Origin of the sequence: Pantoea latae (assembly GCF_002077695.1) — a bacterium.
Classification (GTDB): domain Bacteria; phylum Pseudomonadota; class Gammaproteobacteria; order Enterobacterales; family Enterobacteriaceae; genus Pantoea; species Pantoea latae.
On sequence record NZ_MWUE01000033.1, the window covers coordinates 179,217 to 205,518 of the forward strand.

Annotated in this window: 27 protein-coding genes and 1 riboswitch; of the genes, 17 read left to right on the forward strand and 10 right to left on the reverse strand. The window is 59.9% G+C overall.

Annotated features, from left to right (window positions below):
• Positions 1 to 4 precede the first annotated feature (4 nt).
• Complete coding sequence (locus B2J69_RS20690; protein ID WP_081141895.1) at positions 5 to 979, forward strand: ParB family protein; 975 nt, start codon at positions 5 to 7, stop codon at positions 977 to 979.
• A gap of 332 nt (positions 980 to 1,311) precedes the next feature.
• On the opposite strand, the gene B2J69_RS20695 is transcribed toward B2J69_RS20690, so the two are convergent.
• Positions 1,312 to 2,226 carry a sulfonate ABC transporter substrate-binding protein gene (locus B2J69_RS20695; RefSeq protein ID WP_162287549.1) on the reverse strand — a complete coding sequence of 305 codons (915 nt, stop codon included), beginning with the start codon at positions 2,224 to 2,226 and terminating at the stop codon, positions 1,312 to 1,314.
• Positions 2,227 to 2,446: 220 nt separating this feature from the next.
• Here B2J69_RS20695 and B2J69_RS20700 point away from each other — a divergent pair, with 220 nt between their 5' ends.
• Positions 2,447 to 4,507: an FUSC family protein gene (locus B2J69_RS20700; protein WP_081141899.1), complete on the forward strand. Its 2,061-nt coding sequence runs from the start codon at positions 2,447 to 2,449 to the stop codon at positions 4,505 to 4,507.
• A gap of 157 nt (positions 4,508 to 4,664) precedes the next feature.
• Positions 4,665 to 4,886, forward strand: a complete 222-nt coding sequence (locus B2J69_RS20705; protein ID WP_081141901.1) for a YdgH/BhsA/McbA-like domain containing protein — start codon at positions 4,665 to 4,667, stop codon at positions 4,884 to 4,886.
• Between the two features lie 72 nt (positions 4,887 to 4,958).
• On the opposite strand, the gene B2J69_RS20710 is transcribed toward B2J69_RS20705, so the two are convergent.
• Positions 4,959 to 5,684 carry an SDR family oxidoreductase gene (locus tag B2J69_RS20710; RefSeq protein WP_081141903.1) on the reverse strand — a complete coding sequence of 242 codons (726 nt, stop codon included), beginning with the start codon at positions 5,682 to 5,684 and terminating at the stop codon, positions 4,959 to 4,961.
• Between the two features lie 99 nt (positions 5,685 to 5,783).
• On the opposite strand from B2J69_RS20710, the gene B2J69_RS20715 reads away from it, so the two are divergent.
• Positions 5,784 to 6,668 (forward strand): LysR family transcriptional regulator, encoded by an 885-nt coding sequence (locus B2J69_RS20715; RefSeq protein ID WP_081141905.1) that lies wholly within the window; start codon positions 5,784 to 5,786, stop codon positions 6,666 to 6,668.
• An 8-nt stretch (positions 6,669 to 6,676) separates the two neighbouring features.
• On the opposite strand, the gene B2J69_RS20720 is transcribed toward B2J69_RS20715, so the two are convergent.
• Both B2J69_RS20720 and B2J69_RS20725 read right to left on the reverse strand, forming a co-directional pair.
• Positions 6,677 to 7,426: a DeoR/GlpR family DNA-binding transcription regulator gene (locus B2J69_RS20720; RefSeq protein WP_081141907.1), complete on the reverse strand. Its 750-nt coding sequence runs from the start codon at positions 7,424 to 7,426 to the stop codon at positions 6,677 to 6,679.
• Between the two features lie 75 nt (positions 7,427 to 7,501).
• A complete protein-coding gene (locus B2J69_RS20725; protein ID WP_081141909.1) occupies positions 7,502 to 8,764 on the reverse strand; it encodes a DUF1479 domain-containing protein in 1,263 nt (420 codons plus the stop codon).
• Positions 8,765 to 9,008: 244 nt separating this feature from the next.
• On the opposite strand from B2J69_RS20725, the gene B2J69_RS20730 reads away from it, so the two are divergent.
• Positions 9,009 to 9,830 (forward strand): Cof-type HAD-IIB family hydrolase, encoded by an 822-nt coding sequence (locus B2J69_RS20730; protein WP_081141911.1) that lies wholly within the window; start codon positions 9,009 to 9,011, stop codon positions 9,828 to 9,830.
• A gap of 41 nt (positions 9,831 to 9,871) precedes the next feature.
• On the opposite strand, the gene B2J69_RS20735 is transcribed toward B2J69_RS20730, so the two are convergent.
• Complete coding sequence (locus B2J69_RS20735) at positions 9,872 to 10,267, reverse strand: winged helix-turn-helix transcriptional regulator (RefSeq protein WP_081141913.1); 396 nt, start codon at positions 10,265 to 10,267, stop codon at positions 9,872 to 9,874.
• A gap of 111 nt (positions 10,268 to 10,378) precedes the next feature.
• Here B2J69_RS20735 and B2J69_RS20740 point away from each other — a divergent pair, with 111 nt between their 5' ends.
• Positions 10,379 to 11,428: an NAD(P)-dependent alcohol dehydrogenase gene (locus B2J69_RS20740; protein ID WP_081141915.1), complete on the forward strand. Its 1,050-nt coding sequence runs from the start codon at positions 10,379 to 10,381 to the stop codon at positions 11,426 to 11,428.
• Positions 11,429 to 11,775: 347 nt separating this feature from the next.
• On the opposite strand, the gene B2J69_RS20745 is transcribed toward B2J69_RS20740, so the two are convergent.
• Positions 11,776 to 12,525 (reverse strand): IclR family transcriptional regulator, encoded by a 750-nt coding sequence (locus B2J69_RS20745; RefSeq protein ID WP_330847891.1) that lies wholly within the window; start codon positions 12,523 to 12,525, stop codon positions 11,776 to 11,778.
• A gap of 147 nt (positions 12,526 to 12,672) precedes the next feature.
• Here B2J69_RS20745 and B2J69_RS20750 point away from each other — a divergent pair, with 147 nt between their 5' ends.
• The 3 genes from B2J69_RS20750 to B2J69_RS20760 all read left to right on the forward strand — a co-directional run bounded on the left by B2J69_RS20750 (position 12,673) and on the right by B2J69_RS20760 (position 16,390).
• Positions 12,673 to 13,842: an MFS transporter gene (locus B2J69_RS20750; RefSeq protein ID WP_081141917.1), complete on the forward strand. Its 1,170-nt coding sequence runs from the start codon at positions 12,673 to 12,675 to the stop codon at positions 13,840 to 13,842.
• Positions 13,843 to 13,875: 33 nt separating this feature from the next.
• A complete protein-coding gene (locus tag B2J69_RS20755; RefSeq protein ID WP_081141919.1) occupies positions 13,876 to 14,202 on the forward strand; it encodes a gamma-glutamylcyclotransferase family protein in 327 nt (108 codons plus the stop codon).
• Between the two features lie 205 nt (positions 14,203 to 14,407).
• Entirely contained in the window at positions 14,408 to 16,390 is a 1,983-nt protein-coding gene (locus B2J69_RS20760; protein ID WP_407944759.1) for an autotransporter outer membrane beta-barrel domain-containing protein, read from the forward strand.
• Positions 16,391 to 16,499: 109 nt separating this feature from the next.
• Here B2J69_RS20760 and B2J69_RS20765 read toward each other — a convergent pair whose 3' ends face one another.
• The 4 genes from B2J69_RS20765 to B2J69_RS20780 form a co-directional block, all read right to left on the reverse strand.
• Positions 16,500 to 16,667, reverse strand: coding sequence for a con-10 family general stress protein (locus B2J69_RS20765; protein WP_081141921.1), 168 nt, complete (start codon positions 16,665 to 16,667; stop codon positions 16,500 to 16,502).
• A gap of 111 nt (positions 16,668 to 16,778) precedes the next feature.
• Positions 16,779 to 17,306, reverse strand: a complete 528-nt coding sequence (locus B2J69_RS20770; RefSeq protein WP_236722757.1) for a VOC family protein — start codon at positions 17,304 to 17,306, stop codon at positions 16,779 to 16,781.
• Entirely contained in the window at positions 17,303 to 19,144 is a 1,842-nt protein-coding gene (locus B2J69_RS20775) for a glycoside hydrolase family 15 protein (protein WP_081141925.1), read from the reverse strand. The genes B2J69_RS20770 and B2J69_RS20775 overlap by 4 nt, the downstream gene beginning before the upstream one ends.
• A gap of 85 nt (positions 19,145 to 19,229) precedes the next feature.
• Positions 19,230 to 20,123, reverse strand: coding sequence for an SDR family oxidoreductase (locus tag B2J69_RS20780; protein ID WP_081141927.1), 894 nt, complete (start codon positions 20,121 to 20,123; stop codon positions 19,230 to 19,232).
• A 263-nt stretch (positions 20,124 to 20,386) separates the two neighbouring features.
• Between B2J69_RS20780 and B2J69_RS23970 the strand changes: the two genes are divergently transcribed.
• The 8 genes from B2J69_RS23970 (at position 20,387) to B2J69_RS20815 (ending at position 26,299) form a co-directional block, all read left to right on the forward strand.
• The gene (locus B2J69_RS23970) at positions 20,387 to 20,689 is read left to right on the forward strand and encodes a hypothetical protein (RefSeq protein ID WP_143806323.1); all 303 of its coding nucleotides are present in this window, start codon (positions 20,387 to 20,389) and stop codon (positions 20,687 to 20,689) included.
• Positions 20,690 to 20,724: 35 nt separating this feature from the next.
• Complete coding sequence (locus B2J69_RS20785) at positions 20,725 to 21,675, forward strand: DMT family transporter (RefSeq protein ID WP_081141929.1); 951 nt, start codon at positions 20,725 to 20,727, stop codon at positions 21,673 to 21,675.
• Between the two features lie 41 nt (positions 21,676 to 21,716).
• Positions 21,717 to 21,836: riboswitch (TPP riboswitch) on the forward strand.
• A 142-nt stretch (positions 21,837 to 21,978) separates the two neighbouring features.
• Positions 21,979 to 22,914, forward strand: a complete 936-nt coding sequence (locus B2J69_RS20790; protein WP_081141931.1) for an FAD-dependent oxidoreductase — start codon at positions 21,979 to 21,981, stop codon at positions 22,912 to 22,914.
• Positions 22,904 to 23,101 carry a sulfur carrier protein ThiS gene (thiS, locus tag B2J69_RS20795; protein WP_081141933.1) on the forward strand — a complete coding sequence of 66 codons (198 nt, stop codon included), beginning with the start codon at positions 22,904 to 22,906 and terminating at the stop codon, positions 23,099 to 23,101. The genes B2J69_RS20790 and thiS overlap by 11 nt, the downstream gene beginning before the upstream one ends.
• A gap of 3 nt (positions 23,102 to 23,104) precedes the next feature.
• Positions 23,105 to 23,863 carry a thiazole synthase gene (locus tag B2J69_RS20800; protein WP_081141935.1) on the forward strand — a complete coding sequence of 253 codons (759 nt, stop codon included), beginning with the start codon at positions 23,105 to 23,107 and terminating at the stop codon, positions 23,861 to 23,863.
• Positions 23,864 to 23,875: 12 nt separating this feature from the next.
• A complete protein-coding gene (locus B2J69_RS20805; RefSeq protein ID WP_081142250.1) occupies positions 23,876 to 24,844 on the forward strand; it encodes a HesA/MoeB/ThiF family protein in 969 nt (322 codons plus the stop codon).
• Positions 24,841 to 25,569 (forward strand): ABC transporter ATP-binding protein, encoded by a 729-nt coding sequence (locus B2J69_RS20810; protein ID WP_081141937.1) that lies wholly within the window; start codon positions 24,841 to 24,843, stop codon positions 25,567 to 25,569. Before B2J69_RS20805 ends, B2J69_RS20810 begins: the two co-directional genes overlap by 4 nt.
• Positions 25,565 to 26,299: an ABC transporter permease gene (locus B2J69_RS20815; protein ID WP_407944763.1), complete on the forward strand. Its 735-nt coding sequence runs from the start codon at positions 25,565 to 25,567 to the stop codon at positions 26,297 to 26,299. Before B2J69_RS20810 ends, B2J69_RS20815 begins: the two co-directional genes overlap by 5 nt.
• The last annotated feature ends 3 nt before the right edge of the window (positions 26,300 to 26,302 follow it).

Below are 26,302 nucleotides of genomic sequence, written 5' to 3' on the forward strand. Positions count from 1 at the left end.
CGTTATGAGTGCAAAAAGAATTACTATCGGCAGAACCTTCAGCCAGACGCCCGTTCAGACTGAAGAGTCACAAGAATCGCCAACACAAACTTTTGTTCTGTCTACTGGCAAACGCGCCGTTTTCCGTCTGGAAAGAATTGAGGCGAAAGAGTTAGCAGAGAAAACGTTTGTGGTGCTGGAAACCAATGGCCGCGATCAGGCTGGGCTGACGCCCGATTCCCTGCGCGACATTATTCGCACCATCAAACTTCAGCAATTCTTCCCGGCTATCGGCGTTAAGCGAGACGGACGCATTGAGATCCTCGACGGTTCCCGCCGACGCGCCGCGGCACTCTACTGTAAAACCGGTCTTGATATTCTGGTTTCCGAAACGGCCATTACCACCGACGAGGCGCGTAGGCTGGCGCAGGATATTCAGACCGCGCGCGAACATAACCTGCGTGAAGTGGGACTTCGTCTGCTGTCGCTAAAAAATGGCGGCCTGTCGCAAAAAGAGATCGCAGAAAATCAGGGGCTGTCGCAGGCGAAAGTGACGCGTGCGCTACAGGCCGCCAGCGTGCCGGCAGAACTGATCTCGCTGTTCCCCAACCATTCAGAACTGACCTATCCCGACTACAAGGCGCTGTTGATGGCAGCGGATAAGCTCACTGAGACAGGGCAAGCGGTCGACAGATTAATTGAAACCATCTCCATGGATGTTGATAGCGTATGCGCGCGTGAGGGGCTGGCTGAGGATGAGGTTAAAAACCATATTCTTCGACTGGTGCGCAACGGCAGCCAGACGCTGATCGAGACGCCAGCAAAAGATAAAACGGTATCTGAGAACCTCTGGACCTTTGGGGATAAAGACCGCTTTGCCCGTAAGAAAACGCGCGGCCGTATGTTTAGCTATGAGTTCAATCGTCAGTCGAAAGAACTGCAGGAAGAGCTGGACAGAGTGATTGCTGAGACGCTGCGACAATACCTTGGCGAGCAGTGACAATACCATCCGGATAGCGCGCTATCCGGATTTTTTTACTCCCCTTTCGCCAGCCCGATTTCAAGCCTAACTGCCTGTTTCTAAGCATCTTCTAAATAAATTTCAGCCTGAAATCGCCACGATTTCACTGCTGGTTTCTCTCTGATAACGTTAGCTGGAAGATTGATAAAAAGGGTCAGGCAGTGCAAGTGCTCTTAAAAACATAAAATCTTCTCCACGGCGATTTCACTCTTAACTTATTGAAATAAATCTGTTTTCGTTAAGAATTTCAGGGTGAAATCGCCAGCATAATCGCTGCTACAAACGCATCGGTTTACTAAGCCTGTAAGCCATTATTTTTTATCAGCCGACCAGGTTGCAGAGCGAACGTCAATCTTAACCGGCAATAATTTTACTCGGGAAAAGGTATCTGCCAGCGTCTGTTGCTCGGTAAAGACTTTATCCGTCATGCGCTCTGCACCATAGGGCAGACGCGTCAGCGTGGTTTGCCAGATGGCTTTATCCAGACCGGTAGAGGTCGCCAGAATAGCCGCCGCCTCATCCTGATGATGGTTCGCCCAGTCACTTAACGCGCCAAGCTCAGCAAGCACCTTTTTGGCCGTCTCCGGTTCGCCATCTGCAAACTTACGACTGGCCAGATAGAAGGTGTAATGCGGCACTAGCCCTTCAGCATTGCGTACCTGCCTTGCGCCTGTGCTGGCTTCAACTTCTGCCAGATAAGGATCCCAAATGACCCACGCATCCACTGCTCCTTTCTGAAACGCCGCGCGCGCATCAGCAGGAGGTAAGTAGACGGGGGTGATGTCATGATAGGTCAGGCCAGCCTCTTCAAGCGCGGCAATCAGCAGATAGTTAACGTCAGAGCCTTTATTCAGGGCAACGCGTTTGCCCTTAAGATCTTTAACGCTGTGAACAGAGGAGGCGGCGGGAACGACAATGGCTTCTGTTTTAGGGTTGGCAGGCGAGTGACCGAGATAGACCAGATCGGCTTTTGCCGCCTGAGCAAACGCGGGCGGCGCATCGCCGGTCGCTGCTAAATCGATGCTGCCAACGTTAAGGCCTTCGAGCATCTGCGGTCCCGCTGGAAACTCAACCCAGCGGACAGTAATCCCCTCTTTTTTAAATTCGGTTTCCAGCGTGCCGCGGTATTTAAGCAGGGCGAAGATATTGGCTTTCTGATAGCCGATATTAACAGTTTGCGGTGCGGCGAGCGCTACGCTGGCAACAGATCCTAATGCAAGCGCCAGCGCGCTGAGAAGATGGCGGTTAGCTTTCAATTTATTCTCTCCTGTTTTTTTGCCAACCTTACCAAATCAAATATATAACCAATAAATAACGAATTAACTTTGCTTATACTCAGTAAGAATAGTTAGCACGTTAATAATTTGTAGTAATAATCAAAGAGCATTCCGCAGTACCTTCTGCCAGGATACCGGCAAAAATGCCTGTCTGAGGTCCATTCACTGTATGAAGTGGTTTTCAAAAAGCGCGCTGCTCTTCTCGGGCAAAACCTGCGTGGCCGCGTTTTTAGCGCTCTATATCGCATTAGAACTTAATCTTGATAAACCCGCCTGGTCGCTGACCACCGTCTATGTCGCATCGCAACTCTATTCTGCCTCCACGATTTCTAAATCGGTATTCCGTTTTTTAGGGACGATACTGGGCGGGCTATTTGTCTTGCTGATCTATCCCGCCACCGTGCAGGACCCCATGCTCTTCAGCCTCTGCATCTCGCTGTGGGTAGCGCTGTGTCTTTATCTGTCGCTGCACGATCGTACGCCAAAAAGCTATGTCTTTATGCTGGCCGGCTACAGCGCGGCGATAATGGGATTTCCCGACGTGACAGCGCCGACCGAAATTACCTATACCGTGATTTCGCGTATTGAAGAGATCAGCGTGGCAATACTGTGCAGTAGCCTGGTGCACAGGCTTTTTATGCCGGTCTCGATGAGCAATATGCTGGAGCAGAGCGTCAGCATCTGGTATCAGAATGCCAGAAAACTCTGCGCGGAGCTGATGACGGCGATACCTAAAGAGAAGTCGCTGGAGCGTGAAGATATCCTGATCCAGATGGCGAACTATCCGCTCAATGTCGAAACGCTTATTACCCATTGCGTCTATGAAGGCGAAGCGGCGCGCCGACTGATCCGTCTGGTCAGCGTTCAGTATCAGCATCTCTCCTACCTGATCCCGACGCTGACCGCCATCGAAGCGCGCCTCAGTCTACTGGCGGAGCAGCAGATCACCTTTCCTGAACAGGTTGCGCAGACCTTTCAGCAATTCTTGCGCTGGTTAAACAGCACGGAGCATGGGGCAGAGACGCGCGCGATAAAAGAGAGTCTGGCGGCAGCGCAGCAGCAGCTTAGAGAAAGCTGGGAAAGCGGCAAGATGAATATCGAAGAGAGTCTACTGCTGACGGGTTTACTGGAGCGGCTGCTAAACTTTGTCCGCATTGCCGAAGCGTATCAGACCGTGGGCGATCGCGTCAGCGAGCTGACGCCGAGCGCTAAGCCCGGCAAGGTCGCGCGCAGTCACAAGCATGTCGATAAAGGGATGCTGCTTCTCTCCTGCTTAACCGCTTTTCTCGCTACTTTCCTGACGTCGCTTTTCTGGATCGGCAGCGGCTGGGTAGACGGCTCCACCGCACCAATGATGGCAGCCGTGCTTTGCTCCTTCTTTGCCGCAATGGACAGTCCGCTTGCGCCGATGAAGATATTTCTCAAGGGCGTGGTGGCGGCCATCTTCATCAGTATGCTCTATGTCACCTTACTGATTCCGGAAGCGACCTCTTTTGAATCACTGGTGCTTTGCCTGGCGCCAGGGTTAATGCTACTGGGCCTGGTGATTGCTAACCCTTCTACTAATTTAATTGGCCTGATTGTGGCGACGCAAATTCCTGGCCTGATCGGCATGAGTCACGATTTCAAACCCAACCTGCTGCTTATAGTGAATGCTTCTCTGTCGACGCTGACCGGCATCGCTGCGGCGGTGTTGGTGACGGCAGTGATTCGCAACAAGCGTCCCGCCTGGACAGCGAAGCGCGCGCTGCGCAAAGGAATAAGAGAGCTGCTGCAGTTTATTACGGCTGTGGAGTTGAACAGCGCGTCGCTGTTGATGCGCCAGCAGTTCGTGGCACGAACCCTGGACAAGGTTAACGTTATTCTGCCTCGCAAACGCATCGACAGCGATGCGGAGCTTGCCGCAGGCGGTAACCTAATCACCGAGGCATGGTTAGGCGCCAACTGTTATGACTTCTATGCACGTCATCAGGCGCAGCTGGCGGAGCAGGGACTTAGCAGCGATCGCTTCTTCGGCGAGCTGCGTATCTTCCTGAAAAACCGTATCCGGCTTTTGCCGACCCAGCCGCATGAGGCGCTGCTTGAGGAGCTGAACAGGCTGATACTGGCGCTGGAAGCGCTGGCGCAGCGTGATAGCGGTTTCTATGCGCCGTTATTCCATCTATTCAACGTGCGGCTCTCACTCTATCCGCAGGCGCGCTGGCCGTTAATCAGGTCTCTTGAGGCATAAAAAAACCCTGACGGCTTCGGCTGTCAGGCTCTTCTGCCGTGAACAGTCCAGTGTGATCTAAATCGCACTTTTTGTTAGTCTGATAATAGTAACTTAGGTTATTATATCTTTCATCGAAGGCATGTTGCCTCGCACTAACAAAAGAAGGATTTTGACCATGAAAAACGTAAAAACATTCGCTATCGCCGCCGTCGCTGCACTCTCTATGATCTCATTCGGCAGCTTTGCCGCGCAGAGCATCTCTGCACACGGCAGCACGCTGGATAGCGCCGAAGCGCATATTGCAGCGAAAGCCCAGGCTGAAGGCGCTTCAGGCTATAAAATTACCAGCGCCCGCGCCGACAACGGCGTGTATATGACCGCTGAACTCTATAAATAACGGATGGTCGTACAGGGACGTGCCAGAAAAGGCTGCCGCAAGGCAGCCTTTTTTGTGGGCGCAGAGATGAGATTAGTAAGGCGAGCGGGTAGGGCGCACCACAATTTCGCTCACGTCGACATCATCAGGCTGTTCGATGGCGAAGCGCACCGCGCGACCAATAGCGGCCGGCTGTAGCGCAATAGCGCGGTAATCGTCCATCAGCGCGGCAGCAGCGGGATCGGTGATGGTTTTCGCCAGCTCGCTCTCCACCACGCCGGGATGAATACAGGTGACGCGCAGCTGGGTATTCTCCTGCCGTAAACCGTCGGAGATGGCGCGTACCGCAAACTTGGTGGCGCAGTATACGGCCGCGGTCGGCGACACGCTCAGCGCGCCGATAGAAGCGATATTGATAATATGGCCCGTCTCGCGCGCCAGCATGGGCGGCAGCACGGCGGCAATGCCATACAGCACGCCTTTGATATTAACGTCCACCATCTGATCCCACTCGTCTACCTTCAGCGACGCCAGCGGCGACAGCGGCATGACGCCCGCATTGTTGATCATCACGTCGATACGCCCCCATCTCTCCAGTGCGACATCAGCAAACTGCTGAACGGAGGCGCGTGACGTCACCTCAAGCGCGGCGACCGCCACCTCGGCGCCCTGCTGTTCCAGTTCCGCCGCCAGCGCCTGCAGGCGATCGACGCGGCGCGCGCCGAGCAGCAGCCTTGCGCCGCTTGCGGCCAGCTCGCGCGCAATGCCAGCGCCGATACCGCTGGATGCGCCGGTAATTAAAATCACTTTATCACTCATGGTGTCACCTCTGTGGTTAGCTGTCTGGCGATCTTAGGCCTGCTGGACTATAAAGAGAATCCATCTATGCCTTACCTGACTGGTCACTGAGACTAACCAATGATGCTGGATAAAAATGCGCTTGAGGTGTTCGTCACGCTGGTGCAAACGCGTAATTTCCGCGTGGCGTCGGAGAAACTGGGCGTAACGCGCCCGGCGATTAGCCAGACGCTGCGGCGGCTGGAGGACAGGCTGCAAATCTCGCTGATACAGCGCACCACTCGCAGCCTGAGCCTTACCGAGGCGGGCGAAAGGCTCTACGCCGAGGTGGCGCCGGCAATAGCGCAGCTCAATCAGGCCGTGATCGACATTACCGCGCTGGCAGGCGAACCGCGTGGCATGCTGCGCCTGGCGGTCTCTTCTATCGCGGAACGTTTTCTCAACGGCGAACTGCTGGCGGAATTTATCACGCGCTATCCACAGATTGAGCTGGATATCACCGTGACCGATAGAGAGTTCGATATTGTGCAGCAGGGTTATGATGCCGGCGTTCGGCTGGGCGAAATCATCGCTCAGGATATGATCGCGGTGCCAGTATCGCGTCACCAGCGCCAGATGGTGGTGGCATCGCCCGCCTATCTGGCGCGTCGAGGCGCGCCGCAGCATCCTGACGAGTTGTTGCAGCACTGCTGTATCGGCTGGCGACGCGAGCCGGGCGTGGCGGCCTATCGCTGGGAGTTTGAGGAACAGGGCAGGGCATTCGACGTCGCGGTCAACGCGCAGCTGAATACCAACGATATGGGGGTGATGATCCGCACCGCCTGCGCAGGCGGCGGCATCGCTATCGGGCTGGAGGAGACCTGGCAACCCTGGGTCGCGCGCGGGGAATTAATCCCGCTGCTGGACGCGTATTTGCCTGCATTCGCTGGGTTCTATCTCTACTTCCCCAGCCGGAAAAATCTGGCGCCTAAACTACGGGCGCTGATCGATCATATGAAAATGTGAGGCGCCGCTCAGGGCTGCGCCACGCACGTCACCGCCACCTCCTGCTCTTCCAGCAGCCGGAGCGTTTCGGCGCGCAGGCTGCTGTCGGTAATCACCTGTTTAACCTGATAAACCGGCGACAGCGGATAGGGATGGATCTGACCAAATTTGGACGCGTCTGTCAGCGCCCAGGTGGGCGCGTTCTTCGCCAGCACCGCGTCAACGACGTCGCAGCGCAGCATATTGCGACCGGTAAATCCGGTTTCCGCCTGCCAGCCGTCCACGCCGATAAATGCCTTATGAAAGTGTATCTGCTGAATACAGTGGCGCGTTAACGGGCCGACCATCGACTGGCTGCTCTTTTGCAACAGCCCGCCCGGCACGATCACGTCGCACGCCGCGTCTTTCAGCAGATGGGCGATAAAATGGCTGACGGTTACCACCGTAATATCGGCGCGATCGGCCAGCAGACGCGCCAGCAACGCGTTACTGCTACCGCCTTCGATAAACACCGTTTCGCCGCTTTCAATCAGGCCAGCGGCGTGACTGGCCAGCGCCTGCTTGAGTTCATAGCGCGTATGCATGCGCATACCGACGTTATCGCTGTCCAGCGCCAGCGCCGAACCGTGGACGCGCCGCAGAAAATGGTCACGCTCCAGCAGATTAAGATCCTGGCGAATGGTCACTTCGGAGACGCCAGTCAGCTGGGCCAGTTCGCTGACCGTGACGCTGCCGCGCATATTAACGAGTTGGATGATCTGTTGATGACGAGCGTTCATGCGAGCCGTTTATCAGAAAAGGGTGGCGCCAGTGTAGCAGAGAGGCGCCGCGCAGGGGACGCTGCGCGGCGATGTTCAGACCAGACCGAGCGCGCGGCGGCCGTTGTCGTTAAGATCGTCCAGGGTAAAACGATCGCGCCAGCCTGTTTCATAGTCTTCCGGCGGGAAATCGGCCGGCGAGCGGCCCAGCGCCAGCGCCTCGGCGACCTGCTGCACGCAGGCGCGGTTTTTCGCACACATCGGCGCGGCGGGAATATACATCACGTTGCCCCAGCCCTGCTGATTTTCAACCGGCGCAAAAGAGTGGATCACATCGCAATGCCACCACACCGAGTCGCCTGCTTCCAGCGGCGGAATAGAGCAGAGGCCGTCGATCAGCAGCGGATGCCATTTTGCGCTGACGGGCAGCACCTTGCCCGGCGCCACGCCGCACAGCTCATCCTCCGGCACGTCGTCGAGCAGCGGACGCAGCAGAATATAGGCCATCGCTTCCGGCACCGGCACGACGTGCAGCAGTCCCTGTCCGGCAAGCATATCTGACAGCGCGGTCCAGCCCTGGAAGGTGCGAAACGCCGAGCATTTGGTGGTATCCGGCACGTCATACTCGTTCACCTCGGTGCGCCACGCCGCATCCCAGGGATCGTAGGCCTCTGTGTCGCCGTGGAAAATAGCGGCGAACACCTGTTGATAGGCGGGCAGTAGCCAGCGCTCCAGCGCGCCGGAGTCGGTGTGCGCGCCCAGACCGTTCGAGGTGGTGCCGGGCGGACGGCGACGAATGCGGTCGGGATAGATAATGCTGACGTCTGGATCAAACCACTGCTTGCCCTGGGAAGAGAAACGCCACAGGCGGTTGAGAAACGACTGCACCTGCGTCGTGGCGTCGCTCTGACGCGCCTGCATCTGCGCCTGTGACCAGTAGATCGGGAAAATCTCCGGGCGCGACGCTTCCAGGCTGCCGAAGAAGTTGTCGCCAGGTCCGCGATACTGGGCGTCGAAGTCGTTAAGGTCGAGATAATCAAGCAGCGACTGGTCCCACGCCAGCGCCTGCTCGCGCGGGAACTGCTTCTTGACCACCACGCAGCCGCGTCGCTTGATGCGCGCCAGGGTTTCATTTGAAACCCGACCGCTGGCGATATCGCTGTGTTCGACGACCGGCCACGCTGTGCCGAACTGGCGCTCTTCAGCTTTCGCTTCCGCAATGGCGCTTTCGATATGCTGACTAATGCGGGCGAACAGCGCGTCGACATCGCCGATTTGCTGACGCAGCTGCTGTTTAAAGGTGCGAATCGCTACGCTAATATTTTCTGGTAACGGCGTAGCCTGAGTCTGTAGGGTCATGCTGGCCTCCGCAGGCGGGTAAGTGTTCTTCATATGTAACTAAAATGTGTTTCGTTCGTAAGTTTAAGCCGCTAAGATAGCGCAAAGCAACCCTGGATTTCGTGACAGCGAGCACACTCTGTCAGGAAAGCTCCGAAAGCCCTGAACATTCGTATTATTAGAATTCTCATTAATCCACACTGCGGGTAAGCTTTACCCATGAACCGGGCCACACTGGCACAACAGCCTTAGCAAGGAGATGACAATGGCGGTAAAGATGATTGCGGTGGATATGGATGGCACCTTTCTCGACGATAACAAGGAGTACAACGCGCAGCGTTTTTTGCGGCAGTACGCGCTGTTAAAAGAGAAAGGCATCCGTTTCGTGGTCGCCAGCGGCAATCAGTACTACCAGCTGCAGCGTTACTTTCCGGAAATTAAAGATGAGATCGCCTTCGTCGCGGAGAATGGCGCCTGGGTGTCAGACAGCAATGAAGAGATCTTCTGCGGCGAACTGGCGCAGTCGCGCGTGCATCAGGTGCTGGATATCCTGGCTAAAGAGCCCGATATCAGCACGGTGGTCTGCGGCCGCAACGGCGCCTATATCCACGCCTCCGCCTCTGATGAGGTGGTCAGCCTGCTCTCCAACCACTACGCTCGCCTGGAAAAACGCGACGATCTCTACACTATCGACGACACTATTTTTAAGTTTTCCCTGAACCTGGCGCACGAAGGCGTCGATGCGCTGATGGCGCGGCTGCACAACCAGCTGGGCGAGATCGAAAACATTATGCATCCAGTCTCCAGCGGCTATGGTTTTATCGATCTGATTATCCCCGGTTGTCATAAAGCGCACGGCATTGCGCTGCTGCAGGAGAAGTGGGGCATAAGCGACTGTGAGGTGGTGGCTATCGGCGACAGCGCCAACGATCTGGAGATGTTGCGCCAGGCCTGGTTTAGCTTCGCGATGGCCAACGCCGTCGAGCCGGTGCGCGCCGTGGCGCGTTATAAAACCGAAAGCAATAACGAAGATGGCGCGTTAAACGTGATCGCCCGCGTGCTGGCGCGTGAGTTTCCTTTTGGCTAAACGCCTGCCTGTTCCGGCTGCGCCGCAGCCGGAATAACACATTAGTTCTCTTGCTGCCGCCGCGCGGCGTGAAGATGGCGCTCCATCTCATCAAGCGCGCTTTGATTCTCCAGCCCCCACTGATACATCTGCTCAATCGGCGCGGCAAAGGTTTTGCCCAGCGGCGTCAGCGCATACTCCACCTTAGGCGGCACCACTTCAAATACCTTGCGCGACACCAGTCCGCGCTGCTCCAGCTCGCGCAGCGTCTGCACCAGCATTTTTTTTGAGATGCCCTGCAGGCTGCGCTGTAGCTCGCCGGTGCGCGCGTGCTGCTCAGGCCAGTGATAAAGCGCATGCAGAACCATGGTGCTCCACTTGACCGCAAACAGATCCAGCAGCCGACGCGGCGGCGAATCGGCAAAGAACATCAGCTTTCCGTCAACCCAGGCAGGCATAGCACGCGTTTCCTTAATGGTAACCAAAAGGTAACTACTACCAATAACGTGCCCTGATGTCTATAGTGGGCCGCTTTCGTTGCCGCTGCAGGCAGACATCAGGAGGAAAAGATGAAAATTAACGCACTGGTCGCTCAACAGGCGACACAACCGCTGACCGTGGGTCAGGTTGAACTGCGCGAGCTACAGCCGAACGACGTTAAGATCGCCATTATGTACTGTGGCGTATGCCATTCCGATCTGCATATGGCGCGCAATGAGTGGGGCGTCAGCCGCTATCCGCTGGTGCCGGGCCATGAGATTGTCGGCCGCGTCGAAGCCACAGGCAGCAGCGTCACCACGTTTAAGACCGGTGATATTGTCGGCGTTGGCGTAATGGTCGATTCCTGCGGGCAGTGTCATTTCTGCCAGCAGCAGGAAGAGCAGTACTGCGAGGCGGGCTTCACGCCGACCTATAACGGCACGGACAAATACAGCGGCACCACGACTTTTGGCGGTTATGCCCAGCACCTGATCAGCGATCAGCACTTTGTGGTCTCCGTGCCGCAAAATCTCGATTTGAAAGCGGTAGCGCCGCTGCTCTGCGCGGGCGTCACCGTCTGGTCCCCGCTGCGTCATTACAACGTCAAGCCAGGGGACAAAGTGGGCGTGGTCGGCCTGGGCGGTCTGGGGCATATGGCGGTTAAGCTGGCGAGTGCGCTGGGCGCAGAGGTCACGCTCTTCACCACCTCGCCGGAGAAAGGCGAAGATGCGCGGCGGCTGGGCGCCAGTCGGGTCGTGGTCTCGCGCGATGCGCAGCAGATGGCGGCGTGTCAGACCTCGCTGGATATCATTCTTGACTGCGTCGCCGCGCCGCACGATCTCGACCCCTACCTGGCCACGCTGAAAACCAACGGTCAGCTGGTGCTGGTGGGCATTCCCGATCAACCGCATCCGTCGCCGAACGTGACGCCGATGGTTTTCCGTCGACTAAGCATCAGCGGCACTTCAATCGGCAGCATCCGCGAAACCCAGGAGATGCTCGATTTTTGCGGCCTACATAACATCACCGCCGATGTTGAAATGATTGCTGGCGAAGAGATCGAAACAGCCTTTGCCCGCATGCTGAAGGGCGATGTGAAGTATCGCTTTGTTATCGACATGGAAAAAACAGGCTGGTAACAGCCGCGAGGGGCTTAAGGTTAAGTCCCTTGATTTTTAAGCGTTTCAGCCTGAAATCGCCAGCTATGCCTGGCGCTAATCCCTTTTCCCGTTACAGCCTTTACCCTTCTCTGACGGCGACAGGCGTTTACTGATTACAGTGAATGCTTTGCGGTTGCCAGCTTTGATCAAAATTCGTGCGGCAATCGCTCGCGCCGTAAACAATAGCGCTGAAAGAGTGCTGATTTACTGAGCAATGGGCCAGATTGACTGTAATCAGTAAGCGGGTGAACGTCAGATTAAACAGAACCGCCAGAACATTCACTGTAATCAGCAAAACTCCCCATTCACTGTAATCTGCTGCGCGGTCACAGATTAAGCAACGACTCAATTTCCGCCTTGCTCTGCAACAGCGCAGGCAGCAGTGTCGCTAGCTGCTCATCGAAACGTAACGCCGGAACGGCAAGCGAGAGGGCGTAGCGCTCATTCAGCGGGCTGGCGAGCGTGACGGCGATGCCGCACACGCCGCGCGCATGTTCTTCACGATCGATGGCGTAGTGACGCTGGCGAACGACAGCAAGCTCCTCTGCCAGCGCCGGCAGCGAATTAATCGTCTGTGGCGTGCGCGCTTCCGGCTGCTCGCCCAGTAGCGCGGCGATCTGCGCCTCGGGCAGCGTGGCCCACAGCGCTTTGCCGTGAGCGGTACAGTGACAGGGAAAAGCAGTGCCCAGCGGCGACATCACGCGTAGCTCGCGATCGGAAGCGAACTGGCTCACCAGAATAGCGTGCGTGCCGCGATAGACGCTGAGATCCACCGTTTCGCGGGTTCGGCGTCCCAGCGACTCCATCGCCGGACGCGACAGCGCTACGATATCGGTATGCGCCGACGCGGCGAGTCGGGTCAGCGCGGGGCCCAGCCGCACGCCCTGCTCGGTGGCCGTCAGCAGCTGCTGCGATTCAAGGGAGATCACCAGGCGATGCACCGTGGTGCGCGGCAACCCGGTCTGCTTCGCCAGCGCCGTTATCGACATGCCCTGCGGCTGACTCTCCAGCGCACGCAATATCTGCGCCGCGCGCGCAATGACCTGTGAACCCTGTTTCTCCATCTGGTCGTGCACCTTTTTCTCCTGCTTTCGTCCCGACATCGCGACCGACTATAGCATGTTTGCCGCAAGCGATGGCTGCCGCTCCGCTATGAACGCTTTGCAAAATTCATCCATATATCGGATTATCTGTCCATTATACGGATAATTAAGAGGTGTAGCGTGCGGGAGTTATCAACGGCAGGAGCAGCGACGCTGCTGGGCGTTGCCTGTCTTACCATTATGGTCGGCTGTGTTCTGGTGCCGGGTTTAGAAACCATCGCACCGGCGCTGGGCGTCAGCCAGGGCGCCAGCTGGCTGATTACGCTGCCGTCGCTGGGCGTGGTGCTGTTCGGCGCGCTGGCGGGCAGAACGATCGATCGCTTCGGCGCCTGGCGAAGCCTCAGCTGGGGATTGTTTCTCTACGGCTTGCTGGGCAGCAGCGGCGTGTTTCTGCACGGCATGCCCGCGCTGATACTGAACCGACTGCTGCTGGGCGGCGCGACGGCGCTGGTGATGGCGGCGGGCACCAGCCTGCTCTCCACCTTTTATCAGGGCGAGGCGCGATTAAAGATGATCGCGCGGCAGGGGATGTCGATCGAGCTGGGCGGCGTGATTTTTCTGTTTATCGGCGGCGTGCTGACTACGCTAAGCTGGCGCTGGCCCTTTGCGCTCTATCTGGTCGCCTGGCTGTTGTTGCTGATGCTGTGGCGCTGGGTGCCGCGCCCGTTGCAGACGCCACCACAAGAGAAGGCGCAAAACACCCGGAGCAAGGCCGCGCCGCTGCGCCCGGTGCGGCTGGCCGCGCTGCTCTCGATGATCAGCTTCTTCACCGCCGTTATCCTGATCCCGCAATTTTTTTCCCAGCAGCAGATCGGCCCGGCAGAAACCGGCTATTTCCTTTCGTTTATATCGCTGATTGCAGTGGTCGCTGCGGCGGTGATGCCGGAAGTTATCGCCGCGCTGGGCGCATGGCGGACGCTGATCGCTGCCTTCTGCTGCTATTTATGCGCGCATCTGATCTTCGCGTTTGCCATCACGCTGCCGATTTTTATTCTCGGCGGCGTGCTGCTGGGCATCGGTTTTGGGCTCTCCATTCCCACGGTCAACCATCTCACGGTGGATTTAAGCGAAGAGCGCGCGCGCGGGCGCAATCTGGCGGCGCTCTCTGTTGCGATCTTCTCCGGTCAATTTTTGTCTTCGCTGATGCTGGCGCTGCCGGGCGATATCAGCGGCCGCTTTGTCGGCGCTGCCGGGGTCGCCGGGCTGGCGATAGCGATATTTGCGCTGCACAGCCGTCGTCAGGCGGCGCAGGCTGACGCAGCACATGACATCGCGCCGCGGCATCGGTAAAGTCGGGAGTTTGTTTTTTGCACGGGGAAGAGAATGGAAAAGCTGTTTGTCTATGGCACCTTATGTCCGGGGCGATCGAACGCCCATATTCTGGAAACAATCGGTGGCGAGTGGCTGGCCGGCTGGGTAAAGGGCGTGCTGCACGAATCGGGCTGGGGCGCGGCGCTGGGTTTCCCGGCCATCCAGCTGGATGCGCAGGGCGCGCCGGTGCATGGCTTCGTTTTTCAGTCCAGCAGCCTGGGGCAACACTGGCCGATGCTGGATGAATTTGAAGCAGGCTATGACCGCGTGCCGGTTACAGTGAACACTGACCAGGGCGACCAGCTCACCGCCTGGGTTTATCAGATCCAGCCCGCCTGAAAAAGCGTGCCGGCAAGGATAGCTGGCACAACAAGCGCTTATCTGCCGCTTCGCCTGTGAAAATCTTGCAAAAAGAGTGGCGACCGCGCGCGTCTCTGACTAGTTTTTTAAACGTCCTTGTTAACATTTTCTTTACGTTCGCATCCGCGATGCGCACGTTTCTGGCTGCGCATGCCGCAGCCGTTTACTTCCTTTGTCGGAGTCGATGATGAAAACCTTCCAGAACGCGCGTTCTTTTGCGGCCTTTACTGCTCTCGGCGCTTTACTGACGCCGCTACCGTCGCTGGCGTGGGACAGCCTCACCGTGTTCGGCGACAGCCTGAGCGACAGCGGAAATATAGGACGCTATACCTGGGATGGCGGTCGTCATCCTCTTTATGATGAAATCCTCGCCGCACAGCTGGGGCAGGATTTAGAGCGATCGTCGCTGGGCGGCAGCAACTACGCGCAGGGCGGCGCGGTCTCCCGGCCGCGTCTCGATCCTGACCTCAATACCCAGGATCAGCTTGCCGCCTATCTGCGCTCGACCGGCGGACGGGCCGACAGCGACGGGCTCTATATCCACTGGGTCGGAGCGAACGACGTTGCGGTTGCCGTGACGAATCCGCTGACGGCGGTCGATACCCTCAATACCAGCGCGGCGGCGGCAACGGATCAGGTAAAAACGCTGCTGGATGCTGGCGCGGGCGCGGTTATCGTACCGACCACGCCGCAGCTGGGCGAAACGCCCTATATGATCTTAACCGTTCTGCGGGCGCTGGGTCCCGCCTCTGACGCCGCGATGGCCGCCGCCTTTCAGTCGCTTGACGGCGCCGCGACGCCCGACGCCGCGTCACGCCAGCAGGCGGTGCAGAACGCCTTTGTGCAGGCGGCGGCGCAGGTTTCCACCGTGCCTGCGGTGCGCGATGCGCTGGCGGCGCAGCTCTATCGCGCCTGGCAGGCGCTCAGCACCCAGGTTTCCGCCTTGACCGCAGGCTACAATCAGCAGGAAGAGAACGGACTGGCGGCGCTGAAAGGCAATATCGTTCGCGTCGATATCGCCGGTTTGTTTAACGAGGTGATCGTCGATCCAGCGCGCTATGGGCTGACCAATACTATCGGCATGGCCTGTCCGGTCGGCACCTCAGCGGACGCGTGCGCCTCTACCACGGCGGGCTTTTCCAGCGAGCAAAGCTATCTGTTCGCCGATCGTCTGCACCCGAGCCCTGCCGTGCACGCCATGATGGCGGACTATATCCAGTCGATTCTCGATGCGCCCCTGCAGGTTGCCGCGCTATCGCAGGCGCCGCTCAGCATGGCGCGCGATATGCAGAACACGCTGGATGGACATCTGCAGCAGCAGCGACATCAGGAAGGGCGTGCCGGTCAGCTGTCGGTATTTGGCGGCTATGCCGGACAGCATGTGGACGCCAAAGGCGATGCGTTCTACAACGGCGACGCCACCACGGAGAGCTTTACCCTGGGGCTGGGCTACCAGCTGACCGACAGCTGGCAAACCGGCCTGCTTTTCTCCACCACCAACCAGCGGCAGGCGCCTTCATCGCGCTACGACTATCGTCTGCGCGGCAATATGGTGGCGGCCTACAGCCAGCTCGAGCTGGGCGAACACGCCTGGATCAACGCCGATCTTCACTACGCCGATCTCGATTTCGACGCTATTCAGCGTGAGATAAAAATCGGTCCCGCAACCCGTACCGAACAGGGCAACAGCGGCGGCAAGCTGCTTGGCCTGCGCGTGCAGACCGGCTGGGATCTGCCGCTGGGCGAGCATCTCACTACCGGACCGGTCGCCAGCTATGCGCTCGACTATGGTCGGGTCGGCGGCTACCGCGAGCAGGGCAACAGCAGCACCTCGATGCGCTATGGCGATCAAACGCAACACTCGCAAATCGGCGCCATCGGCTGGCGCATTGACGCCCATCAGTGGCCGGTCAACCCCTGGGCGCAGGTGAGCTACAACCATCAGTTCGGCGACACCGATTCCACCGTGACCGCCGGGCTGAAATCGACGCAAACCGCCTTTAGCCGCACCACGAGTGCGCGTGACAGTAACTGGCTGGAGGCTGCCGTTGGCGCTAACGTGCCGCTGGGCGAAAGGGTGAATGCCTTTGCCGGCGTCTCCGCCGTGGGCGGTGACCGCGAGGCCAGGCAGCTAAGCTGGAATGTAGGGGTTAATGCGAGGTTTTAGCAGCTGAGAAAAGAAAAAAACAGCGCCGTGCAAAGAGACGGCGCTGCTATTGGCGGCTGGCTTATCCTGATGCGATGTCTGGCAGCCGCCTGGCGATCCAGCAGGCGGGCTAAGAGCCGCGACGGCTGTTCTGGCCGCCTTTTTTACCCGCTTCGGACGCTTTTTCACGATCGTTTTTGAAATTGCCGCCGCTGTGCTGTCCGCCTTTGCGGCCTGCTTCTGCCGCTCTTTCACGATTTTCAGCAAAGTTACCCGATCCGCCTCGATGTTGAGCCATTATGGTTCCTCTTCATCAGTTGAAAACAACACAGCAGAAAAAGAAAGCTGTGCGCGTCTTACCTTTTAAAGACTAGAAGCCCTGGCCTGTTGCGCAAGCGGGGCGACGCGATTATTCCGCGGGCAGCCAGCGCGGCGCGGAGGCCTCGCTGTCATACTGCAGCGCAGAGGGCAGGGTAATCAGCTCGATCAGCACGCCAAACGGCGTCAGGCAGAACCAGGTCTGATTGCCGGCGCCCGCTTCCTGCGCGAAGCAGTCATTAGGACCGTCATAGAAGCGGGCACCGTGCGCCTTTAGCTTCTCCGCCGTTGCCTGAATGTCGTCTACGTAAAGCGAAAAGTGATTAACGCCGGGCTGGCCGATGTTCGCCAGATCGTCGGCGATGCCGGGATCGAGCTGAAACAGCTCGACGTTGCAGCCGTTGCCGAGGCGCAGCATCGACAGGCCAACCACGCTCAGCTGCGGCGGAAAGCCATTCACCGGGCGCATACTCTCGCCGCCGATGCGCTGCTCGCTATCCTGCCAGGGCACAATGCGATACAGCACCGACGCATCGAGCGCCTTAATAAAAAAGGTTTCCGCCTGCTCAATATTGCTGACGGTAATACCGATATGCTCAATACCTCTGATCGCCATCATGCTTCTCCTTTGGTTTTCTGATTGTGTTGATGACAGGTCATCGCCTGGGCGGCGCAGATCAAAGCCAGGTGGCTTAGACCCTGCGGCAGGTTGCCGCGCCACTCGCTGGTGCGGACGTCAAACATCTCATTGAAAATCTCAACGTTGCCCTGGTCGCACAGCGTTTCCAGAATCTCTTCCATGCAGGCCCGCGCTTTGTCGATATCGCCCATGGAGGCCCAGGCTTCTACCAGCCAGAACGAACAGGCGATAAAGGTGCTCTCTTCCTGCTCGACGCCGCTGTAGCGATAGAGCATTGCGCGCCCGTGTCCCAGCTCGCGCTGGATCGCCTCGTAGGTCAGGCGCATGCGCGCCGGGTTCACCGCATTGCCGTAGTGGTGCACCAGCGCCAGCGAGGCGTCGAGCCGATCGTCGCTGCCAACATAGAAAAGATAGGCCTGCTTGCTCTCCGACCAGCAGTGCTGTTCGACCCACTCGCTGATGCGGTCGCGCTCTCGCTCCCAGCGATCCATCCAGGTGGGCTCAATATGACGCGCTTTTGCCATCGCGACCGCGCGATCCAGCGCCAGCCAGCAGGCCATTTTCGAGTGGGTATAGTGCTGCTCGTCGGGCAGCTCCCAGATGCCGGAATCTTTCAGCCGCCAGCGATCGGCGCAGTGGTTCGCCAGCTGTCCCAGCAGGCGCGAGGTGCCGAGATCCAGCACGTGGCCCGCCTCAATAAACAGCTGCGCGGTGGCGAGCATATCGCCATACATGCTGAGCTGGCGCTGATCGCGCGCGTTATTACCCACGCGCACCGGCTGCGAATCCTTATAGCCGCGCAGCGACGGATAGCGCTCCGGCGGCACGATGTCGCCTTCCAGGGTATAGCAGGTGCGCAGCTCGACGCCGTGGCGCAAGATGGTTTGCGACAGCCAGGAAAATGCCGCTTTGCAATCTTCCAGCGCGCCGAGATAGACGAAAGACTTGATGATCAGACAGGCGTCGCGCACCCATGCGTAGCGGTAGTCATAATTTTTTTCGCCGCCAATGCCTTCCGGCAGCGAGGTGGTGGCCGCCGCGGCCAGCGCACCGGTCGGGGAGTACCAGAGAAACTTCAGCGACAGGGCCGATCGTTTAACGTGGACTTTGTATTCGCCTTCGTAGCTCAGGCTGTTGCACCAGTCTTGCCAGGCGACATGACTGGTTTCGATACGAGTGTCGATCGCGTCCAGATCCGGCACCGCCAGCGGCTCGCGCTGGGTGATCAGCAGCGCCACCAGCGAACGGGAGTCCTGTTGGGTGGTGACTTCAGCGATCACCTCTTCATCATCCATATGGGTAATTTTCACGTCGTCGCTGGTGCGCAGCATCGCCATAATATCGCCGATATGAAAGACGTTGCCCTGTGTGGTGTTGCCCATCCAGGGTGAACGCGTTTCCGCCACGGTGCCGAAGCGCAGATGCAGTTTCAGCGTCATGCTGCCGCGTACGCCTTCGACGCGACGCGCCAGTTCGCTCCAGGGCAGACGTCCCGCCAGCGTGCTGTTCAGGGACTCCGTCAGGCGCACTTCCCCGTCTTCGGTGGTGAAGCAGGTTTCCAGCACGTTGCTCTCTTCGCGATAGCGTCGCTGCATGCGATAGGGCTGAACCGGCGTCAGCGCGAAAAAGCCGCCGATACCGGGATCGAGCAGACGATCGAACAGCGGCGGGGAGTCGAGATTGGGCGCGCACCACCAGTCGATGGCGCCGTCGGGGGCAATCAACGCCACGGAGCGTCCTTCGCCAATCGCTGCGTAGTCGCCGAGGCCAGCAAAACCCTCCTCGCGCACAGGCGAGGCGTAATCACCGTTTTTCATCAGAAGCATCCTTGTCTGAAACGCATTATCTACAGACGAAAAAACTGGCCGCACAGGGCGGCCAGTTGTGGGGGAGAGCAGGGCGTTACAGCGTGCCGGTGCCGCCGTCGGAGCACCACACCTGACCAGAGGTGTAGCTGCTTTCGACCGAGGCGAGGGTCACGTAGAGCGGCGCGATTTCCACCGGCTGGCCAGGACGGCCCAGCGGCGCGCTGGCGCCGAACTCTTTCACTTTTTCCTGCGGCTGACCACCGCACACCTGCAGCGGCGTCCAGTATGGGCCCGGTGCAACGGCGTTTACGCGGATACCTTCTTCGCCCAGCTGCTGCGCCAGCGCCTTGGTAAAGGCGACGATGGCTGCTTTGGTCTGCGCGTAGTCGAGCAGAATTTCGCTCGGCTTATAGGCCTGCACCGACGAAGTGTTAATAATGGAGGCGCCGCGCGGCAGATAATCTACCGCCGCTTTGGTGATCCAGAACATGGCGTAGACGTTGGTTTTAAACGTCGCGTCAAAATCTTCGGTCGAGAGGGTACGGATCGATTCGTTGAACTGCTGGCGACCGGCATTGTTCACCAGAATATCCAGTCCGCCCAGCTTCTCAACCGCCTGTTTTACCAGCGACTGGCAAAACGCTTCATCGCGAATATCACCTGGGATCGCGACCGCTTTACGGCCTTCCGCTTCGATCAGCTGGATCACTTCGGCCGCGTCCGACTCTTCCTCTGGCAGATAGTTAATCGCTACGTCGGCGCCTTCACGAGCGTAGGCGATGGCCACGGCACGACCAATGCCGGAATCGCCACCGGTGATCAGCGCTTTACGACCGGTCAGACGGCCGGTGCCGCGATAGGACGTTTCCCCGTGATCCGGAACCGGATCCATTTTACTGGCAAGACCGGGAACAGGTTGTTTCTGCTCCGGGAATGACGGTTTCGGATATTCAGCCGGGACGAGTGTTTTGTCGTTTTGATTAGTCATGCTTAGCTCCTTGCACATCGTTTTCGGATAACAATAAGCCTGGCACATATGTGAAGTTTGTCACATTCGATTTAGCCAGACGGTAATTAAACTCACCTGTTTAGGGGACAGCATTAATAATAAGTCGCCTTTCTGAAAGGGATGGCGCCAGCGGGCGTTATTTTTATCAGCGCGGTTTAAGTGATGGTTTACTAAGCGATTTATGTGGCCGGTTATCACTTAAGCTTTACCCTGGCAAGGTGAATAGGGGATTAAGCGAAACCATGTTATTACAGTGGCTTATTGATTTTATCCTGTGCGAAGGTAATACCAGAATATCAATAAGCGCTGGGTCTTTTTTTGTCAGACGCCCGCCGGGGGTGAAAGAAAATAAAGGCAAAGCCCGGCGGATAAATAACCGCGTCATGGCAGTAAGCCAACCCGCAAATAAATGCCGCCGACCGCGCGACGGGCAAAATGTAACAAAAGATGGTGCATTCATGCTGCGCGTCCGCCTCAGAATGGCAGAAAACGCCGTCTGGCCCGGGCTTTACCGCCACCTGTCAGGCGCAGCTGCGTTACCCTGAACCTCTGCTGACAATGGCGAAAAGAGGAGCGCGACGTGAGCGCGTCGACAGGAATTTCATTAAAAGTGATGGCGACGCTCAGCTCTACGCTGATGCTCGCCTGCGTAAAGGGTCTGGACGGCGCGCTGCCGGTTGGTGAGGTGATTTTCTTTCGTTCGCTGGTGGGCGTAATGCCGCTGCTGATATGGCTGAAATGCCAGGGCGGCATCGCGCAGGGGATCAAAACGCGCAACGTCAAGGGCCATATCGGCCGCGGGCTGGCGGGTACCTGCAGCATGTACCTCAGCTATCTGTCGCTGATGTACATCAGCCTCACCGACGCCACCGCCATCAACTACGCTGCGCCGCTGTTTACCGTGCTGCTGGCGGCTGTGGTGCTGCGCGAAAAGGTGCGTCTTAACCGCTGGCTATCGGTGATGGCGGGCTTTGCGGGCATCATGGTAATGCTCTCCGGCCACCTGTCGCTGAGCGGGCCGCCCAGGCTAACGGTGGCGAGCCTGGCTTCGTCGGTTGGCGTCCTGCTGGCGCTGCTCTCCGCGCTCTGCACCGCGGGCGCGCTGATCCAGATCCGCTATCTCAGCGGCAAAGAGAAACCTGGCGCTATCGCCTTCTGGTTTACCGCGATGACAGGCGCCACGTCGCTGCTGACGCTGCCGTTCGGCTGGCGTCTGCCGCAGGGCGAACAGCTGCTGCTGCTGCTGGGCTGCGGCCTGTTCGGCGGGCTGACGCAAATTTTACTGACGCTCAGCATGCGCTACGCCGACGCGTCGCTGCTGGCGCCTTTCGATTACAGCTCGCTACTCTGGTCAGTGATCATCGGTGTGATCTTTCTCGGCACGTTTCCCGAAAAAGTCACCCTGATCGGCGCCAGTCTGGTGGCGTTCGCCGGTATTTACTCGGTGTTAAGCGAGCGGCGGCAGCGACGTCAGGCCGCTTCGGTGGCGTTGACCACCGGTAACGCCACCGCTGATTTAACGCCTGATTAACACGTCGCACTTGACGCCGACCAGGCAGTTGCCCTACAACTAATGGCCGTCAGGGGAGTCTCGCCAGAGAGACTGAGAGGCTAATAGCGCAGCGCGCGGTTTAGCGACCCTTTGAACCTGACCCAGTTGATACTGGCGTAGGAAGACTCGTATCTCATGGTTTTTTGCCCCCTTTGAGATGCCTGCCGCGCGAGCCGATCCCTCTGCTCACGCTTTTTCCCTTCATGTATCACGGGTCCTCAACGTCGAGGCCAGCGTGAATCATTATCTTTTTCCTACAGCTTTGCTTATCAGGTGCGCGTCATGAGCCGCTGGTCGGTGCTTGGCGGCGGTGTCGCCGGGCTATGCGTCGCCACGCTGCTCACTGAGCAGGGCGAAACGCCAGAGGTGATCCTCAGCGACGAGACGCCTGCGTCACACTGGGCGGGCGGCATGCTCGCGCCGTTCTGCGAAGGCGAAAGCGCCCCTGAACAGGTGGTCGAACTGGGACAGCGCGCCGCAGAGTGGTGGTCGCAACGGGTCGACGGCGTGGCGCAGCAGGGCACGCTGGTGGTCGCTGCGCCGCGCGACGGCGCAGAGCTGACGCGCTTCGCCCGCATGACGCGCGAACATCAGTGGCGCGATCCCGCGCTGCTGGAGCCGGAGCTGGCCGGCCGCTTTGCGCGCGGCCTGTTTTTCCCCGGCGAGGCGCACCTCAACCCGCGCGACGCGCTGCAGCAGCTGCGCGCCACCCTTGAAGCGCGCGGCGTGCCGTTTCACACCGGCAAACCGCGCGGCACCCTGATCGACTGTCGCGCCATTCATGCCGCCGCGCGCCAGCCGGATCTGCGCGCGGTGCGCGGCGAAATGCTGATCCTGCAGTGCGACGAACTCCACTTCTCCCGCCCGATTCGCCTGCTGCATCCGCGCTTTCCCTGCTATCTGGTGCCGCGTGCGGACGGACATTTTATGCTTGGCGCCACTATGGTGGAGAGCGACGACGCCAGTGCGATCAGCGCCCGCGCCATGATGGAGCTGCTCAGCGCCGCCTGGACCATCCATCCGGCGCTGGCCGAGGCGCGCATTGTGGAGAGCGGCACCGGCCGGCGTCCCGCCTACTCGCATAACGTGCCTGAAGTGCGCTATCGCGATGGCGTCTTCTCTCTGAACGGCATGTATCGTCACGGTTTTTTACTCGCGCCTGCGATGGCGCAGCAGCTTATGCAACGGCTCAGTCAGGAGGTAACGCATGCAAATTGAACTCAACGGCCAGCTCGTGGAGACCGAGGCGGCGAACGTAGCGGCGCTGCTGCAGGAGCGGCAGATCGACGCCGCCTGCGTCGCCAGCGCCTTCAACGGCCAGTTTTTACCGCGCTCGCGCTATGAGAGCCAGCCGCTGGAAGCGGGCTGTCGGCTGGAAGTGCTGTCGCCGATGCAGGGAGGCTGAACCATGTTCTACGGCTTCGTTCCCCGTTCGCGCTTTTTACTCGGCACCGCCGGCTATCCGTCGCCCGACATTCTGCAACAGGCGATTGTTGCGGCGGACGCGGAGATTATCACCGTCAGCCTGCGGCGCGAAGGCAGCCAGGGCGGCGCGTTTCGCGAGCTGCTCAGCCAGCTTAACCGGCGCGTGCTGCCCAACACGGCGGGCTGCCACAGCGTGAAAGAGGCGGTCACCACGGCGTATATGGCACGCGAACTCTTCGACACCCGCTGGATCAAGCTAGAGGTGATCGGCAACGCCGACACGCTGCAGCCCGATCCTTTCGCGCTGGTGGAAGCGGCGCGCATTCTCTGCGCGGACGGTTTTCAGGTCTTCCCCTATACCACGGAAGATCCGATCGTCGGCGAAAAGCTGCTGGAAGCGGGCTGCGAAGTGCTGATGCCCTGGGGCGCGCCCATCGGCTCCGGTCAGGGACTGCGCAATATCGACGGGCTGCGCAGCATGCGCGCCTGGTTCAAAGGCGTGCCGCTGGTGATCGACGCCGGCATCGGCGCGCCGAGCCAGGCGGCGCTGGCGATGGAGCTGGGCTTCGACGCCATTTTGCTCAACACCGCCGTGGCGAAAGCAGAGGATCCGGCGGCGATGGCGTGCGCCTTCGCCGGGGCGATCCGCGCGGGACATCAGGCGCATCAGGCGGGGTTGATGGAGCGGCGCGAAATGGCCGCCGCCTCGACGCCGGTGTTTGGTCTGGCGCGGTTCAGCTAACGGGGCGCGATGATGAATCGTTATCAGCGGCAGCAGATGCTGCCGGAAATCGGCGAAGCGGGCCAGCAGCGGCTGCGCGACGCGCGCGTGCTGGTGGTTGGCGCGGGCGGGCTGGGATCGACTCTGCTGCCGCTGCTGGCGGGCGCCGGCGTCGGCTTTCTGCGCATCTGGGATGCGGATGTGGTCGAACTGCACAACCTGCATCGTCAGACGCTCTATACCGAAGAGGATGTCGGCCAGCCGAAAGCGCTGTGCGCCGCGCGCGCGCTGGGCGAACGCAACCGCGACTGCGTCACGGAGGCACAACAGCAGGCGCTGCGCGCCAGCACGGTGGCGGCGGCGCTGGCGGATATCGATCTGGCGATCGACGCGGCGGACAGCTTCGCCGTGACCTATATCCTGTCCGACGCCTGCCAGGCGCGCAGCCTGCCGCTGATCAGCGCCTCGGCGCTCGGGCGGCAGGGCTACGTCGGCGGCTTTTGCGGCAGCGCGCCGAGCTATCGCGCGCTGTTTCCGCGCCTGCCTGCAACGGCAGCCAACTGCAACAGCGCGGGCGTGATGGGGCCGGCCGTGGCGACGCTCGGCGCGATGCAGGCGCAGATGGCGCTTAGCGCGCTGCTGGGGCTGACGCCCTCGCCGCTGGGCAGCCTGGTGAACTGCGACTTCAGTCAGTGGCACTTCCGCGCGTTTCGCTTTGATGACGCGCAGGAGCCGACGCAGCCCGCGATCCCCTTTATCAACCGTGCGCTGCTGCAGGCGGACGACTGTGTCGTCGAGCTGCGCAGCCTGGAAGAGGCGCCGCGCAGCGTGGCGGCGCAGGTTGAGCGTCTGCTGCCAGAGGCCGTTGACGCCTGGCAGCCGCCCGCCGGTCGGCGCGTGGTGCTGGTCTGCGCCAGCGGCATTCGCGCGGCGAAGGCGGCCGCCACGCTGGCGCAGCGCGGCATCGGCCCGCTGGCGATCATTGCGGCGAATCAGCCATGAGCCCGCCGGCGCCCGACATTCTTTTTGAGGACGTTACCTTTGGCTGGGACGGCAAGGCGATCTGCCAGCGCTTCAGCCTGCGGCTGCGCGGCGGCAAAACCAGCGCGCTGCTGGGCCGCAGCGGGGCAGGTAAAAGCACGCTGCTGCGGCTGGCGGCGGGGCTGTTAACGCCGCAGCAGGGGCGCATCACCAGCTCGCTGTCGGGCGAACTGGCGCAGCAGATCGCCTGGATGGGGCAGCGCGATGACCTCTATCCTTGGCTGTCGGTGCGCGACAACGTCACGCTCAGCGCGCGGCTTAACGGCGCGCGCCCCGACAAAAAGCGCGCCGAGACGCTGCTGGCGCAGGTGGCACTGGAGGGGCTGGGCGACGCGCGCCCGGATGCGCTCTCCGGCGGCATGCGCCAGCGCGTCGCGCTGGCGCGCACCCTCTATCAGGATCGTCCGGTGGTACTGATGGACGAGCCCTTCGCGGCGCTGGACGTGATGACCCGGCTGCGGCTGCAAAGCCTGACCGCCAGGCTACTGCGCGACAAAACGCTGCTGCTGGTGACGCACGACCCGCTGGAGGCGTGCCGCCTGGCGCATGATATCTACCTGCTGGACGACGCGCCGCTGCGCTGCCGCCCTTTTCCCGCGCCCGACGGCGACACGCCGCGCCCCGCGCAGGATGGCGCAGTATTGCAGGCGCAGAGCCAGCTTTTTGAGCGGCTCACCTGTGATTAAACATCGATTTTTAAGCCTGGCCTACTTGCTGACGCTGATCGGCGGCGCGTGGCAGCTGGCGCGCCACAGCGGCGTGCCCGCGTTTCTGCTGCCCGCGCCGCAGGCGGTTGGCGCCGCGCTGTGGCAGCAGCGCGCGCTGCTGGCGCATCACGCGATCTATACCCTCGGCGAGATTGTGCTGGCGCTGCTGCTGGGCGGCGGCGCCGGCGTTGCGCTGGCGATCCTGATGTCCGCCAGCCCGCTGCTGCGGCGCTTGCTCTTTCCGCTGGTGACCGCCAGCCAGACTATTCCGGTATTCGCCCTGGCGCCGCTGCTGGTGCTGTGGCTCGGCTTCGGCGTCGCCTCGAAAGTCACGGTCGCGGCGCTGATTATCTTTTTCCCGCTCTGCCTGTCGCTGTTCGACGGCCTGTGCCGCACGCCGCCCGGCTGGCTGGAGCTGGCACACACCCTGAGCCGGTCGCGGCTGCGTCACTTTCTGCATGTGCGCTGGCCCGCCGCGCTGCCGCACTTTTTCTCCGGCCTGCAGATGGCGGCGATCCTTGCGCCGGTCGGCGTGGTGATCGGCGAATGGGTCGGCGCCAGCGAAGGACTTGGCTATCTGATGATGCACGCCAGCGCGCGGCTGGAAACGCCGCTCAGTTTCGCCGCGCTGGCGCTGCTCATGCTGCTGGCGCTGTCGCTTTCAGGCGGTGTCGCGCTGCTGCGCCGCCGTTTTCTCTACTCTGCTTAAGGA